Source organism: Gaetbulibacter aquiaggeris (assembly GCF_044003965.1).
Taxonomy (GTDB): Bacteria; Bacteroidota; Bacteroidia; order Flavobacteriales; family Flavobacteriaceae; genus Yeosuana; species Yeosuana aquiaggeris.
On the sequence record NZ_JBAWKC010000001.1, the window covers coordinates 1,084,363 to 1,099,161 of the forward strand.

General features: G+C 35.2%; 11 protein-coding genes. 3 read left to right on the forward strand and 8 right to left on the reverse strand.

What is annotated here, in order from left to right:
• Positions 1-2: 2 nt before the first annotated feature.
• Genes V8G56_RS04510 through V8G56_RS04520 form a run of 3 tightly spaced genes read right to left on the reverse strand, consistent with a single transcriptional unit; the run spans position 3 to position 8,665 of the window.
• A complete protein-coding gene (locus V8G56_RS04510) occupies positions 3-6,980 on the reverse strand; it encodes an ATP-binding protein (RefSeq protein WP_395437260.1) in 6,978 nt (2,325 codons plus the stop codon).
• Complete coding sequence (locus V8G56_RS04515) at positions 6,977-8,281, reverse strand: sensor histidine kinase (protein ID WP_395437261.1); 1,305 nt, start codon at positions 8,279-8,281, stop codon at positions 6,977-6,979. The genes V8G56_RS04510 and V8G56_RS04515 overlap by 4 nt, the downstream gene beginning before the upstream one ends.
• A gap of 48 nt (positions 8,282-8,329) precedes the next feature.
• Positions 8,330-8,665, reverse strand: a complete 336-nt coding sequence (locus tag V8G56_RS04520) for a hypothetical protein (protein ID WP_395437262.1) — start codon at positions 8,663-8,665, stop codon at positions 8,330-8,332.
• 287 nt (positions 8,666-8,952) lie between these two features.
• Between V8G56_RS04520 and V8G56_RS04525 the strand changes: the two genes are divergently transcribed.
• Both V8G56_RS04525 and V8G56_RS04530 read left to right on the forward strand, forming a co-directional pair.
• Positions 8,953-9,330 carry a Na(+)-translocating NADH-quinone reductase subunit F gene (locus V8G56_RS04525; RefSeq protein WP_395437263.1) on the forward strand — a complete coding sequence of 126 codons (378 nt, stop codon included), beginning with the start codon at positions 8,953-8,955 and terminating at the stop codon, positions 9,328-9,330.
• A 4-nt stretch (positions 9,331-9,334) separates the two neighbouring features.
• Positions 9,335-10,318 (forward strand): FAD:protein FMN transferase, encoded by a 984-nt coding sequence (locus V8G56_RS04530; RefSeq protein WP_395437264.1) that lies wholly within the window; start codon positions 9,335-9,337, stop codon positions 10,316-10,318.
• Here V8G56_RS04530 and V8G56_RS04535 read toward each other — a convergent pair.
• Genes V8G56_RS04535 through map form a run of 4 tightly spaced genes read right to left on the reverse strand, consistent with a single transcriptional unit; the run spans position 10,315 to position 12,971 of the window.
• Complete coding sequence (locus tag V8G56_RS04535) at positions 10,315-11,082, reverse strand: class I SAM-dependent methyltransferase (RefSeq protein WP_395437265.1); 768 nt, start codon at positions 11,080-11,082, stop codon at positions 10,315-10,317. The two genes, V8G56_RS04530 and V8G56_RS04535, sit on opposite strands and share 4 nt — an antisense overlap.
• 7 nt (positions 11,083-11,089) lie before the next feature.
• Positions 11,090-11,824, reverse strand: a complete 735-nt coding sequence (locus V8G56_RS04540) for a DUF6090 family protein (protein ID WP_395437266.1) — start codon at positions 11,822-11,824, stop codon at positions 11,090-11,092.
• 13 nt (positions 11,825-11,837) lie between these two features.
• Positions 11,838-12,149 (reverse strand): cupin domain-containing protein, encoded by a 312-nt coding sequence (locus V8G56_RS04545; RefSeq protein ID WP_395437267.1) that lies wholly within the window; start codon positions 12,147-12,149, stop codon positions 11,838-11,840.
• 3 nt (positions 12,150-12,152) lie between these two features.
• Entirely contained in the window at positions 12,153-12,971 is an 819-nt protein-coding gene (gene map, locus V8G56_RS04550) for a type I methionyl aminopeptidase (RefSeq protein ID WP_395437268.1), read from the reverse strand.
• A 125-nt stretch (positions 12,972-13,096) separates the two neighbouring features.
• On the opposite strand from map, the gene V8G56_RS04555 reads away from it, so the two are divergent.
• Positions 13,097-14,362, forward strand: coding sequence for an acetyl-CoA hydrolase/transferase family protein (locus tag V8G56_RS04555; RefSeq protein WP_395437269.1), 1,266 nt, complete (start codon positions 13,097-13,099; stop codon positions 14,360-14,362).
• Here the strand turns inward: V8G56_RS04555 and V8G56_RS04560 are convergent.
• On the reverse strand, positions 14,359-14,772 hold the full coding sequence (locus V8G56_RS04560) for a BT0820 family HAD-type phosphatase (protein WP_395437270.1): 414 nt from the start codon (positions 14,770-14,772) through the stop codon (positions 14,359-14,361). The genes V8G56_RS04555 and V8G56_RS04560 overlap by 4 nt on opposite strands.
• Positions 14,773-14,799 lie beyond the last annotated feature (27 nt).

Sequence of the window (14,799 nt, forward strand, 5' to 3'; positions counted from 1 at the left end):
TATTATTTTATAGGTAATACCACTATAAATTCAGTTCCTTCACCTTCTTTTGTTAGTACTTTTAATTCGCCTCCATGACTTTTAGTAACAATATCATAACTCATACTTAAACCCAGACCAGTTCCTTTTCCTGTTGGTTTAGTTGTAAAAAAGGGTTCGAAAATTTTATTTAATATCTTTTCGGGGATCCCATAGCCATTATCAGCGACTTGTATTTCTATATTTTTAACTCCTTTTTTGGTTCTTACCGTAACGGTTGGTTCATAATTTTCTATTCCAGATTTCTTTTTTTCATCAACCACATAAAAAGCATTTGTAATTAAATTTAGAATGACTCTTCCAATATCTTGTGGGATGATATCAGTATTTCCAATGCTTTCATCAAAATCACTAACCATAGTAGCATTAAATGATTTATCCTTGGCGCGTAAACCATGATAGGCTAAACGAAAATACTCGTCGGCCAGCGCATTAATATCGGTTGGTTCTTTGGAACCTGAACTGCTTCTGGAGTGTTGTAGCATCCCTTTTACAATGCCATCAGCACGTTTACCATGATGATTTATTTTTTCCAGATTTTGAATGATATCTTGCATAATTTCCATTGCATCTTCCAGATTACCATTATTAAGTTCTTCTTTCATTTCATCCAATAATTCTTTACTAACTTCAGAAAAATTATTAACGAAGTTCAAAGGGTTCTGAATTTCATGCGCAATTCCAGCCGTCAGTTCACCCAAACTGGCCATTTTTTCAGATTGGATTAATTGCTTTTGTGTAGTTTGTAATTCTGATAATGCTTCTTGTGCTCTTTGCTTTTCCTCTTTTAATTTTTGCAAATCAATTCTTGCTTGGGTTAAATCTTTAAAACGAGAATAGGCTAATGAAAAAACAGAGGCGGCTCTTTTTAATAAACCCCAACTTTCAGTTGAAATTTCTCCAGCTGCGGCTGCACCAATAGCGCCGTGTGAAAATTTATATAAATGATAGGTTCTGGCAGGTATCTTATCTCCATAATAGCCACGGAAAGGTGCAGAGTTGGCTTCACAATAATGAATCCACTCCTTACGGTTCGTGCCTGCCATAACAATGGAAGTTTGTTTTTCCGATGATGTATAGAACGAAAACATTTTTTGTCCTACCCAGGTGTCTTTTAAGTTTAATGAGAAATAATCAGTTATTAATTTTTTTCGAGTATTTCGTATATCTTTTAATGCATACCAGCACTCGGCTTGGTCTGTCTGCATATCAGTAATATAAATACTGCATGTTTCAAGTTCTTCTACTCCAAGTATTCCCATTTCTTGACGAAGTACTTCCGCAACTTCTTTTAATTCTTCGGGTTGTTGCATGGCTAAAGCCCTTGCTCTAACCCGTTCCAGGGCGACTTCAATTTGTGCCTGTCTGGTTTGTGCTTCTGCTTTTTGAAGATCAAGAAAACGGGTATAGGTTTGTTCGAAAACTTTACCAAAGCGCTTGAAAATGTCATGTGCCTCCGGTACAGATTCATAGGTTATAAACATGACATAACCGTAGGTGAAATATACAATATGGAATATTTGAAAAGTAGGCAAGGCCAATCCTGCATTAATCAGTTCTTCCAAAATCTCTCCTACAGATGGTAATGTACTCATAAACTGATAATGCTCTACCAATTCTTGGCCACCTAAGGCAGCTACATGGAACGTCTCTCCTTTTTTATAGGGATCATAAAAATTATAACCAATACCAATAGTTGGTAAATTAAAGCCTTTTTGAATTTGTCCTTCACTACTCATATTACAACTGGCAGTATCTTTATTCTCATTCCAAATACAATAGCCGGCACTCCATGCAGGTATACCCAATTCCTGAACCTGGAGAAATAAGTTGTTGGCTGCTTCTGGAAGTTCTTTACTGTGTTGCATAGCCATAGTGCGGCTTCGTACTTTTTCCAAAGCATTTTCTATTTGTACTTCACGGGTTTGTGCTTCTGCTTTTTGCAGGTCAAGAAACCTTGTATAAGATTGCTCAAAAACCAGCCCAAATCGTTCAATTATTTTGTTGTCTTCTTCTGAATAAGGAATCGATGCATAGTTTGCAAGAATCAATATGATATTGGGATTAATAGCAATTGACCGAGCCATTCCTCTACTCATTATGAACTCATTTTCCTCTTTTGAAAACACATGAGACCCACCATGCTTGAGCAAATGCTCATGCCATTGGATATGTTCTTCTTTTGTTAGAATATCAGTATAAAATGAAACAGATTTCTCTTGAGCTTCTCTCAAATTATTAAACATGGCAATATCCAAATAAGGCGTATTAAACCTCATGGGTTTGGACATGCCCTTTGAAGCAGTCCAAAATTTATAATCCTGACTGATATCATTATTGGCAAAACTCACATGAATGAATTTGAAGTCCAATTGTTGCAACTGTTCCGAAACCACAGAAATCACATCTAAGAGCTCTTCACTTTTATGCATGGCCATACTCCTAGAGCGTACACGCTCTAAAGCAGCTTCTATTTGTGCTTCTCTTGCTTGTGCTTCTGCTTTCTTTAAATCTTCAAAACGTTTATATGCCAGATCAAATGCAGTTCCCATTTTGGTCAGGATAGTTTCTATTTCTGCCGTTGGTGGATCCAATAAATCGAGTACTAACTTTCCATTATTTAATTTTTTTGCAGCATGGTATAAACACTTTATTTTGGATGCCTCTAGATATGCTTCAACTTCATCGGCTACTTCGTTTTTGTTATACTCTCTCAGCCAGGCCATAATTCTTTTAAACCCCTTTTTATCTTGTATTTCTACAAAGTAATTTTTAGGATTTTCCCATACTCTTTTAACATATAAGTAAGGGTCTTTTTCTTTTAATTTAAAAGTAATATCTAAAGGCACCTGATAACCTTCTTCCAGTTTTTCAATGGAACTTAAATCCCACATTCTAACCCTGTCTTCACCTTCACTTAGAAAAATAGTTGCAGCTACTACATCAGGAATATCTAAGGCCATCACTTCCTCTTTAAGTTTAGCTACAACTTCCATAATCTCTTCAGATTTATGCATGGCTAATGCTTTTGCTCTGACTCTTTCAACAGCCAAATTTATCTGTGCTTCCCGGGTTTGTTCTTCTGCTTTTTGAAGATCAAGAAAACGGGTATAGGTTTGTTCAAAAACCTTGGCAAATCTTGGTAGGATACCAACCTCTTTAAAAGGCTTCAGAGCAGATACCAAAATGTATCCATTTTTGAACGATGCACCATAATCAATTTCCCAGTCAGGTGCTTTTGGCATGGGCGTGTTCCTTGACTCAAAATCCTTTAAGACAATTTGTGCCGAAGGCAGGTTGAAAATAGCACTGAAATGCTGTTCTATGAAATGCTCTGGGATTTCTACCGAAAACAACTCTGTTCCTTTTTTCCATTCATTAAAGCGATATTGATGAATATAATCTAGGTCAACGGGTACGATGAATGGTGTAAGCATACCCGCTCCCGGAATGCTATGCCACTGCTCAACATGACCCAGATGTTTATCACAAAAAACGATGCCTGTAGCAAATAAATCACCATCAAACCGTCTTAGTTGATTGAACATTTCTGTGGTTACGGCACTAAAATCATTGCTGGACTTCATGCCCATAGATTGGGATCGTATCCGTTCTAATGCAGCTTCTATTCGTGCTTCTCTTGCTCGTACTTCAGCATTTTGAAGATCGAGAAAACGGGTGTAGGTTTGCTCAAAAACTTTGGCAAACCTTACTAATAAATTCATGATTTCATTAGCCATCGGCTCATGTGAAGTTAAGAGAAGGAAACCATGTGAGAAAAATGCCACTTGATGAACTCTTCTGCCTTTGATTTCAGTTTCATCAATAGGCAGCTGTGCATTCAATTTCACAAACTGAAGCCAGTCTTTAAGATTCTGACCAATCAGATCTACAAAAACACTGTCTTTTCCATCTTTCCAGGCAGCATAAATTTTTGCTATGGTGGTTGGTTCTTCAAGCGAAAAGAAGAATTCATGACTTAGTTGATTACCGCCCTGATCTGTAACCCAAAGTTCAACTTTTTTGCTGTCTTCATTGATTATTCCAATACTCATCCGGTCGGGAATTTTTCCCAGTAAATCAAATTGCTCAAAAAGCACTTCTGCTGTTTCAGATAGTTCATCACTTTTATGCATTGCCATACTTCTTGAGCGCACACGTTCTAAAGCAGCTTCTATTTGTGCTTCTCTTGCCTGTGTTTCTGCCTGTTGCAGATCAAGGAAGCGTGTGTAGGTTTGTTGAAACACCTTGCCAATTCTCATCAGGATTGAATTTTCCTTATGGGAATAGGGAATCCCTGAAAAGTTCTCGATGTAGAGTCCGATATCCTTTTGTATAACAGTTGATGCGGCCAGACCGGGACAATTAAAATAAAAGTCTTGTGCCTTTTTAGTCAATCCTTGAATGTGAGGTAGTAATTTTTTATAAAAGCTATTCTTTTCTTCAAAATCCAGTTGCGTCGTGAAGAAATCCTTGCCTTTCTTTTTCGCTTCTGTGAATTGCTTGTCCCAAATCAAATCAAGGTAGGGAACAGTTATTCTTGCTGGAATGTCCTGAGTCTCAGCAACCCAAAAATGCCAGTCTTTCTTGGGTTCATAATCCACCACGATGCCGGCATGCTCCGCATTGATGTTCAAGTGGGCCATCTGGTCGAAAATTACCTTTATTACATCCTTGAGCTCATCGCTTTGGTGCATCGCCATAGATCGTGCGCGCACTCTTTCCAGGGCCGCTTCAATCTGTGCCTCCTTTGCCTGTTCTTCTGCTTTTTGTAGATCAAGAAATCTTGTATAAGTCTGTTCAAAAACTTTGGCAAAGCGTTTAAAGACGTCATGCATTTCTGGGAAATGCTGGTAGGTAATGAATATCAGGTTACCATACGCGAAATTGGCTACGTGGTCAATTTGAAAAGAGGGTAATTCAAAACCAGCATCAAGCATGCTTTGCAATAAATCACCCACACCACTTAGTGAGAGCATATAACGATAATGATCTGCTTGAATTTCACCTTCTTTTTCATATACCAGAAGTTCATCACCCCGGTTTCTTGATACATCAAATTGCTTAAATATTGCATGCTCTGTTAATGGGATCTTGCAAGGTGAAGGCGATATGATGCCATCCGGACTTCCTGGATAATAGGTAAATTCTGTATCACCTTTATTCCAGATATTGAATCCACAATTCCATTGGGGTACACCTAATGCTTTTACTTGTTGAAATAAGACCGTAGCAACATCCAGTAACTCTTCACTTCGCTGCATGGCCATAGTCCTTGCGCGCACTCTTTCCAATGCCAGTTCTATTTCTGCCTCTCTTGCTTGTGCTTCCGCTTTCTGGATATCAAGAAATCGTTGATAAACCCTTGTGAATTCTATACAAAAGCGTGAGAGAATATCTTTCTCTTCTTCAGTGGCATCTCGTTCATGATCATAGCCTAAGTACCCAAAGGGAGTATAACCAGCAATAGAATAGCCCCCATTTGGAAAATCATCGACGCCCATACGCTCTTTTTTAGGCATTGCAGAGAAGGTTTCGGCGAAAATGCCAAAGAGTTCAGGTAGTATTTCTTTGGGATAGTAAATCACTTCTACAGCCTCTGAGGAATCATTTTTCCATTTTTCATATAATGCTCTCAATACGTCCATACTATCAATACCAATAACTTGCATTCCGGGAATTCTCTTTCCGGATTTACCTGTTGCTCTATAGGTAAGGGTTCTGTTATTGCGATCAAAAAGACTTAAAAATACATTTATGGGTTGTATACCTAGGCTATCAAATTGTCTAAATAAAACACTTAATACCTCATGTAATTCGTCACTAGATTGCATTGCCATAGACTTGGCTCGTACCCGCTCTAATGCCAATTCTATTTCCGATTCACGCGCTTGTGCTTCGGCTAAAGCTACATCCATATACCTGCGGTAAGCAAATGCAAATACATTTCTGAAGCGTTTTATGATCTCTAGTTTTTCATTATTAATAGCATTAAAGCCTGAAATACCAATAGATCCTGTGCCAATGGAATAGAAATAGTAGTAGAGGGCAGTACTGTTCTTTATGCGTTTGTCTTCTTTTTCTCCTCGGCTTTTTCGGAAAGCTTTCCAGCTTTCCAGATCTTTTCCTTTAAAAACCGTTTCAGAAAATGCATCATCTGCACTTCTTATCTTTTTAATCTGTTTTTTTATAACCGGATGGATGTCATAAAATAAAGGCGTAATACTTTTTCCTATTTCATCAGAATAATCATAATTCACAAATGTTCCTTGTTCGTCATTATGAATATTGACCATAGTGTTTCTGATTTCAGAAAAACCTAAAGATTTTAATTCTTTGAATAATATTTCACAGACATTGGATAAGTCCTCGGGTTGACCCATACTAAGTGCCACGGCTCTTACTTTTTCCAGTGCCGTTTCAACTTCCAGTTGTCGGTTTTTTTCTTCCAGTTCAACCGTTCGTCTTTTTATAGCATCTCTTAGCTCCTGATTTTCTTTTGATATTTTTTCAGTTCCTAAAGATTCTCCTTCCTGAGCTTTTGAATCTGGCATGGAGAAATGTTGATAGATAAAACGCCAGCCTTCTTTGTTTTTTCTTGTTACTGAGGAGAAACGGAACCGACCGTAATAGGTCCATTCATTACCAATAAGAAAGTAAGCATCAAAAAATTCTGAGATAAAAACTAATCCTTCAAACAATTCAATGCTTTTAATTCTGTTTTTCAAATCCGTTTTGCCGGCAAGTTGATCAGCCGTTTTTTCAAAAAATTTTGTAGTGTCTTTTCTGTTTAAAAACTCTTCATTATTGGTAGAACCAATAAAATGGTAGCTATCATCCAAATAAAAGTCATACGTTTTTACATCTCCATTTAAATAGGCGTTTAACCAAGTTTCATAAACTTTTATAACTTCAGCTTCGGTTTTTTTGGTCAGTTTCATGCGTTAGTGTTTATTGGTAAGGATATAACAAAACGTGTTCCTTGTTTTTCTGTTGATTCCACTTTAATATCTCCGCCATGAGCTTTGACTATATCGTAACTTAATGAGAGCCCCAAGCCGGTTCCTTGACCAGTCGGTTTGGTTGTGAAAAACGGTTGAAAGATTTTTTCTTTGATAGCATCAGGAATACCGTAGCCGTTATCGGTCACCTGTATATCAACTCTATTACTCGCTTTTTGGGTCCTCACCGTTACAGTTGCTTGATAATCCGCTTTATCTTGCTTACTTCTTTCATGTACGGCGTAAAAAGCATTGGTGATTAAGTTGAGCATCACTCGGCCTATATCCTGAGGCACCACATTTAATTTATTCACACAGTCATCAAAATCTGTAATAATCGATGCATTAAATGATTTATCCTTAGCTCGTAAACCATGATAGGCCAGACGCACATATTCATCAGCTAAGGCATTGATGTCGGTTGGTTCTTGTGTCCCATTGCTGCTACGACTGTGTTGAAGCATTCCTTTAACAATACTATCAGCCCGTTTACCATGATGATTTATTTTTTCTAAATTATGTTTAATATCAGATGAAATAGCTTTTGCTTCCTCAAGATCTCCTTTGTTTAATTCTTCATTCATTTCATCCACCAATTCGTTAGTGACCTCTGAAAAATTGTTTACAAAGTTTAAGGGGTTTTGTATTTCATGAGCAATCCCAGCGGTGAGTTCTCCAAGACTAGCCATCTTTTCTGATTGGATCAATTGTGATTGCGTTGCTTTAAGATTTTCAAGTGATTGTTTTAGTTCCTCGGTTCTTTCATTGATTATTTTTTCTAATACGGCATTTTTTTGTTTCCATTCATTGACGGTCCAGGTATCCTGGTCCCCTTCAACACCTTGTGCCAGAGAACCATGAAAATGCACCACACGCCAATGTTCATTTAAAAACTCGAATACAGAAGAAATGCGCACAGATAATTCCAGTTTGTTTTCTTCAATGGTCATCGTTAAAATCACTTCATCTATACAGACTGCAGCATTGTTTTGTGCGAACAGAGTCTTTGAAACGGGGCTAAATTGGAAGTCCATTATTAGTCCGGCTGATTCTTCCCTCTGCAGATTAAGCAAAGAAATAAAGTCGTCCAAGGATTGAATCTTTTCATTTATATTGGTGCCATATCCGGTTATCTTTTCACTGACCAGATTTTTAACTTGCTCCAATGAAAGATTACCAAAACAGAGCTCCAGAAAATCTTTATGACATTTTTTTAGTAATTGTTCTTTTGTAATGGGCATAATTATATTTTTGATAGCGACTTATATTAAAACACAAAATGTTGTCTCTTAATAAAGGATGTTGTCTAATATCCTGTTTAGGTTTGTTTCCATGACCGCAAAATGATTATCAACCAAGAAAATCTCATTAATTTCATTTCTGAATTTTTCAAGTTCAACATGGCTGTATTCATGTAAATGTATGGCATTGTCTATTTTTTCAAATCTTTCGTCTTCATTGTCTTTACAGAATTCTTTATACATTTTTTTAAAGGTTTTCTTGTCGACTTTCGACTTAACTAACTTAATTTCTTCCTTCGATTCATCAGCATCGACATTCGCACAGAGCAGTAAAATATATATTTGTAATTCTTCTTTGGTCCATTTTTTTGTTTCAGACTTCATAATTTTTTGGTTTAGGGTAGTTAATAATTATATTTTATAAACTTTAAACAAATTTCACAATTCATAATACCTGATTTCAGGGAATGATTTGCCTTAAATAAAAAGGTTTGGGCAAATTCGCCTAAAGAATTTCACATCTCTTACAGTTGTAAGTAAATGAAGCTATGGTGCAGTTTGGGTTGGTTTTAAGATCTGTAATTATTAAACAAAAATAGTTACAGTTAGGTTTTAAAGTTAAACAAATTTTAAAGTTAGTGATTGAAAATTTTAAATATTAATTTTGCACTATGAGTAAAGCACTTTCAAAGCAGGAATTACATAATCTGGCAATGAACCATGTTGGAAAAGATTTGGAGCAACGTGGTTTTGAGTTTATTGCCATAAATAGTAAACTTAAAAAGCATCCGCAATTTGTGTGTATTGATAAGAAAAGTCAATACTTTTTTGTGATCGTTAGAGCAGTTTTATTACCTGAAAACCCTAATAACTATGACGTTATCTGGATGGAGTCTTTTAAAAAACATGCTAGAGAAAAAAATGCACAAGTACTTTATGCTGGTGTTGGTCTGGCAAATGCTGAAAACGAAAAATTGCCAATTTATCTAAACGAAGAGTACTTAATTGAATATAATGGTATTCAGGTTTTAGAAACCAATTTAAATTAAAAAGATGAACCCTTATTTTTATACACTTGTTATTGTTATTTCTATTGTAAGTTGCAGTAAACCTGTCAACATTAAGATGGCTGGTCCGGTTTTTGGAACTACATATTCCATTCAATATTATTCAGAAGATGGGCAGGATTTGCAACATAGCATTGATAGTTTGTTTTATGTGGTCAATAAATCAATGTCGACCTACCAAACCAACTCAGATATTTCTAAATTAAACAGAAACGAAGCTAATACAGTTGACGCACATTTTATAAAAGTTTTTAAAGCATCCAAAGAAATTTATACTGAAACAGAAGGGTCTTTTGATCCAACCATTGGGAATTTAGTAAATGCCTGGGATTTTGGGCCTGAAGGAAATGTTAGAAATCTGGATAGTCTTAAAATTGATAGCTTAATGCTGTCAGTAGGATTGAACAAAGTCCATTTAGAAGGTAATAAAGTGATTAAAGAAAACGCAAATACCTTTATGGATTTTAATGCGATTGCCAAAGGATATGGAGTAGATGTGATTTCTGAATTTTTAGAAAGTCAAAAGATTTCAAATTATATTATTGAAATTGGCGGTGAAATAAGAACCAAAGGAATAAATATTGAAAAGGACAAGCCTTGGAAAGTTGGTGTTGAAATGCCCCATTTTGATGGATCACAATCTATTATAAGTGCTATTTCTTTGAAAGATGAAGCCATGGCAACCTCTGGGACCTATAGAAAGTTTAAATTAGATGATGCAGGTAAACGTTATTCACATATCATAGATGCTAATACCGGCTATCCTAGTAAAACCAGTCTATTGAGCATCTCTGTGATTGCTTCTAACTGTATGATGGCTGATGGTTATGCTACTGCTTTTAAAACTATGGGAATAGAAAAAGTAAAAGCCTTTTTGGAAAAGCATAAAGAGTTAAAAGTTTTTTTGATTTTTGAGAATGATAAGAATGAATTTGAAACCCTTGGTTTAAATAGTTTTCCGGAATTTTAAGACTTAAATACCACAGGAATAATTTCTCCTTTCGCTATACAATATTTGCTAATCATGTCTTCAGAGAGACGAGCTGTATAGTCGATTTCATCCACTTTAAATCCAACGCTGCGAAGCTTATTGAAATAGTCTTTACCATAAATACGAACATGATCATATTGTCCGAAAATTTTAGCGCGTTCTTTCTTATCTTTTATGGAGTTATCTTCAAAAGTAAACTCTCGTGATAAGTCTTGAGGAATTTGAAAAACCCCAAAACCTCCTGGTTTTAAAACGCGATACAATTCTTGCATAGCTTTAGTATCATCAGGAATATGCTCTAATACATGATTGCACAAAATAACATCAAATTCATTATCCTTAAAAGGTAGATTACAAATGTCGGCTTTGACATCTGCTAATGGAGAGTTTAAATCTGTAGTGATATACTCCAGATTTTTCATTTTTTTGAAACGCTTATAAAAAGCTTGTTCTGGAGCAAAATGAAGGACTTTGAGTTGTTTTGAAAAAAAAACAGTTTCATTTTTTAAATATAACCATAATAAACGGTGACGTTCTAGACTTAATGTGGAAGGTGATAAAACATTATCACGCTGTTTTCCATATCCGTAAGGAAGAAAGGTTTTAAAACTTTTTCCGTCAATAGGATCTGTGAAATTTGTTCCTTTTAGGAAAAATTCCAAAAAAGGTCGTATCGTATAACTTAACCTTATTAGAAAGGGTCTGGGTAAAAAATTTAATATGAATTTGAATATTTTTTTCACAAAAAAATCATTCCTTTAAATGAGCTTTTATATTAATTGTTAATTCTTCGGCTTTTTTAATTAATTCTTTTGCGAATTTAGAAATTCTGTGTGCAAGTGTAAGTTCTGAATTTGCTAATCGGTAATATTCTTCAGTTTTTATATGCTTTAAAAAAAGTTTTTGATCAAATTCAGAAATAGAATCAGGACTTTTGGGATTAAAAGCAGTAAATGAGTTAATAAAATTAATATAACTACTTATGTAATTTTTTGAAGTACTTGATTTGGCATTACTCTCCTCATAATAATCAGTAATTTTTGTTCTTAAAATATCGCTTTTTATTTTTCTTAAATTACCGGTACTAATAAGTTCATTATAGGTGTTTTTATTTAGATTCCAATCGGCAAAGCCAAAAACACCTCCGTAGCTAATAATGTTTAAGAATTGTAGTGTATCTTTAATAATATAATTGTCTTGATAATATGCTTTACCAATTTCAAGACTTTTTACTTTCTTGGCATAACGATCAAGTGTATAAGTTTTTAACCATTGTTGGTCAAACTCAATATCACTCAACAGTCTATTTAAATATTCGTTTTCTAGTATTTTGTCTTTTCTGTTTTCGTTCCAATTATTAATTTGTAAAGCAATTAAAATCCCTATAACTACCAAAATAATTTCTCCAACAGCATAGAAGAAGTAGCGTTTCGCACTTCCTTCCACGAAAAGTTTTTGTCTTGTTCTTCTAAAATATTTTAGCATGATCCCGATTGAATTATTTATAATCTTCCCTAACAGGACAAAAAATATCGGTTAATTTACAACGAGTAATTGCCCTACCTCCATGCAGTACATTGGAAGGAATGGTAATTATCATACCTGGCTTATAAACCTTGGTAACCCCATTACACGTCATTTCAAGCTCACCTTCAATAACTTCTGTTGTTTGCTCATGTATATGCGAATGCAAGGGTAATTCTGATCCGGCTTCAATATCCCAAAAACCAATGGTAAAGCTTTCCATATGCACAAAACGCCCTTTAAATCCTTTAAAAACTTCCTTTGGTTCTATATCAGTAATAATCATAAATTATAATTTTAAAACGTTTTGTCTGAATTCATCTTCTTCATTACTAACAATACCTAAGGCTTCATAAATATAAGCAAAGGTTGAAAGTAATTCTGGTTTGCCGTCAATAATGGCAACATCATGTTCAAAATGAGCACTTGGTTTATCATCTAATGTAGTGATTGTCCAGCCGTCTTTATGTTGCTTTATGCGATGTGTTCCCATATTTATCATAGGCTCTATAGCGACTACCATACCTTCAACAAATTTTTTACCTCTACCACGTTTACCATAATTTGGCATTTCAGGATCTTCATGCATTTTTCTGCCTAATCCATGCCCAACCAATTCTCTTACCACACCATAACCATGGTCTTCACAGTATTTTTGAATGGCATAACCAACATCACCCACACGATTATTCACTTTAAACTCTCTGATACCAACATAGAGTGATTCTTTGGTAACCTGAAGTAATTTTTCAGTTTCAGGATTAATTTTTCCAACGGCAAATGTATAAGCATGATCTCCGTAAAAACCATTTTTTAGAGCGCCGCAATCTATGGAAATGATGTCACCTTCAACTAAAGGTTTTTCATTAGGAATACCATGTACAACCTGTGTATTTGGACTCATACATAAAGTATTTGGAAAATCATATAATCCCAAAAAGCCAGGAATAGCTCCTTGGTCTCGTATAAATTCCTCGGCCATTTTGTCAAGTTGCAAGGTAGTAATGCCAGGTTTAATTTCTTTGGCAAGAAGTCCTAAAGTTTTAGAAACTATTAAAGCACTCTCGCGCATTAATTCAATTTCTTCACGGGTTTTAATAATAATCATGTAGTATAAAATATTGGCAAAGATACTTAAAATTAAATTTTTAATTCTTTTTTAAACGAGTATGACTTTAGACAGTTTTTTTAAAATCTTTTATGAATAATTTTGCAAAATAAATTGTATAAGTTATGTATAAAATTGTAAGTGCTCAAGAAGCTGTTAAAGTCATAAAATCTAATGATAGAGTCTATTTACAAGCTGCTGCTGCTGCACCTCAGGTTTTGATTAAAGCCATGACTGAACGTTATGAAGAGTTGCGAAATGTGGAGGTTTGTCATTTACATATTGAAGGAGATGCGCCCTACGCAAATCCAGAATTAAGAGAAAGCTTTCATGTGAATTCTTTTTTTATTGGTCATAATGTAAGACATACTCTTGCGGAAGGTAACGGATCTTATACCCCGGTTTTTTTAAGTGAATTGCCTTTACTATTTAAACGAAATATTTTACCACTTGATGTGGCCTTAATTCATGTATCGGTTCCCGACAAGCATGGGTATTGTTCATTAGGTGTTTCTATTGAGGCTACATTGGCAGCTATTGAGAACGCCAAAATTGTGATTGCGCAAGTTAATCCGCTTATGCCGAGAACGCATGGAGATGGCATTATCCATCATACAGAAATTGATTTATTTGTAGAGTGCAATGAGCCTATCCCTACTCATGAAATGCCTGTTTCAACAGATGTTGAGAATAAGATTGGTGATTATGTTGCCAGTTTAATTGAAGACAGAAGTACGCTTCAAATGGGAGTGGGAGTGATTCCAAATGCCGTATTGTCTCGTCTTACAAATCATAAAAATTTAGGGTTACATACTGAAATGTTTTCTGATGGGGTAATTGATCTTATATTAAAAGATGTTATCAATGGAAATTTTAAAGCAATAAATCCGGGTCGTGCCTTGGCAACTTTTTTAATGGGATCTAAACGTTTATATGATTATGTTGATGATAATCCGTTTATAGAATTAAGAGCTTCTGATTATGTGAATGATGTTTCTATTATAAAGCAAAATCCTAAAATGGTCGCTATAAATTCTGCTATTGAAGTTGATCTTACTGGTCAGGTTTGTGCAGATTCCATTGGTTCAAAAATATATTCTGGAGTTGGAGGTCAGATGGACTACATAAGAGGCGCTTCTTTAAGTGAAGGAGGGAAAGCGATTATTGCTTTACCTTCAATAACTAAAAATGGTATTAGCAGGATAGTCCCCTCTTTAAAACCAGGAGCAGGTGTAGTAACTACCAGAGCGCATGTACATTATGTGATAACAGAATATGGTATTGCCAATTTATACGGGAAGACCATAGCCGATCGCGTAAAGGCTTTGGTAAATATAGCCCATCCAGACCATCGCGAAAGTATTGAGAAAGGATATTATAATTTAATCTAGATTTTAAATAGACCAAAGAAGCCTTTTCTTTTTTTTTCTATAGGGATACTTCCTACTGTGCCGATGAGCATTTGATAGATCTCACCCCAACCTATAAAACCACCTATATTTCTATCATCAATAAAAAGATCAGCATGAATCTTTCTGCTTCTGTCAGTGATGTATTGTTCTTCTGGAAAGCTTTTATTAACAGCATAAAAATGAATACCGTTATTTTCACAAAACTTAACGGCATCTTCTAATTGCTCTCCGTATCTATAGGTCCATAAAATAAGTCTATGCCCATCTTCCTGCAACTTTTTTAAAGTTTCGAAAGCAAATATTATAGGTTTACCTATATTGGGATAGGCATCTTCAACAATAGTCCCATCAAAATCAACTGCAATAATAAGCCTGTCGTTTAAATTCATTAAAACTTCACATTTGGTTGACGCAAA

What these genes read in the sequence shown, in the direction of transcription:
- V8G56_RS04510 (WP_395437260.1), bottom strand. Translation starts at nt 6,980, where the DNA reads ATGAAACTGACCAAAAAAACCGAAGCTGAAGTTATAAAAGTTTATGAA.
- map (WP_395437268.1), bottom strand. Translation starts at nt 12,971, where the DNA reads ATGATTATTATTAAAACCCGTGAAGAAATTGAATTAATGCGCGAGAGT.
- V8G56_RS04540 (WP_395437266.1), bottom strand. Translation starts at nt 11,824, where the DNA reads ATGCTAAAATATTTTAGAAGAACAAGACAAAAACTTTTCGTGGAAGGA.
- V8G56_RS04520 (WP_395437262.1), bottom strand. Translation starts at nt 8,665, where the DNA reads ATGAAGTCTGAAACAAAAAAATGGACCAAAGAAGAATTACAAATATAT.
- V8G56_RS04545 (WP_395437267.1), bottom strand. Translation starts at nt 12,149, where the DNA reads ATGATTATTACTGATATAGAACCAAAGGAAGTTTTTAAAGGATTTAAA.
- V8G56_RS04515 (WP_395437261.1), bottom strand. Translation starts at nt 8,281, where the DNA reads ATGCCCATTACAAAAGAACAATTACTAAAAAAATGTCATAAAGATTTT.
- V8G56_RS04530 (WP_395437264.1), top strand. Translation starts at nt 9,335, where the DNA reads ATGAACCCTTATTTTTATACACTTGTTATTGTTATTTCTATTGTAAGT.
- V8G56_RS04555 (WP_395437269.1), top strand. Translation starts at nt 13,097, where the DNA reads ATGTATAAAATTGTAAGTGCTCAAGAAGCTGTTAAAGTCATAAAATCT.
- V8G56_RS04525 (WP_395437263.1), top strand. Translation starts at nt 8,953, where the DNA reads ATGAGTAAAGCACTTTCAAAGCAGGAATTACATAATCTGGCAATGAAC.
- V8G56_RS04560 (WP_395437270.1), bottom strand. Translation starts at nt 14,772, where the DNA reads ATGAATTTAAACGACAGGCTTATTATTGCAGTTGATTTTGATGGGACT.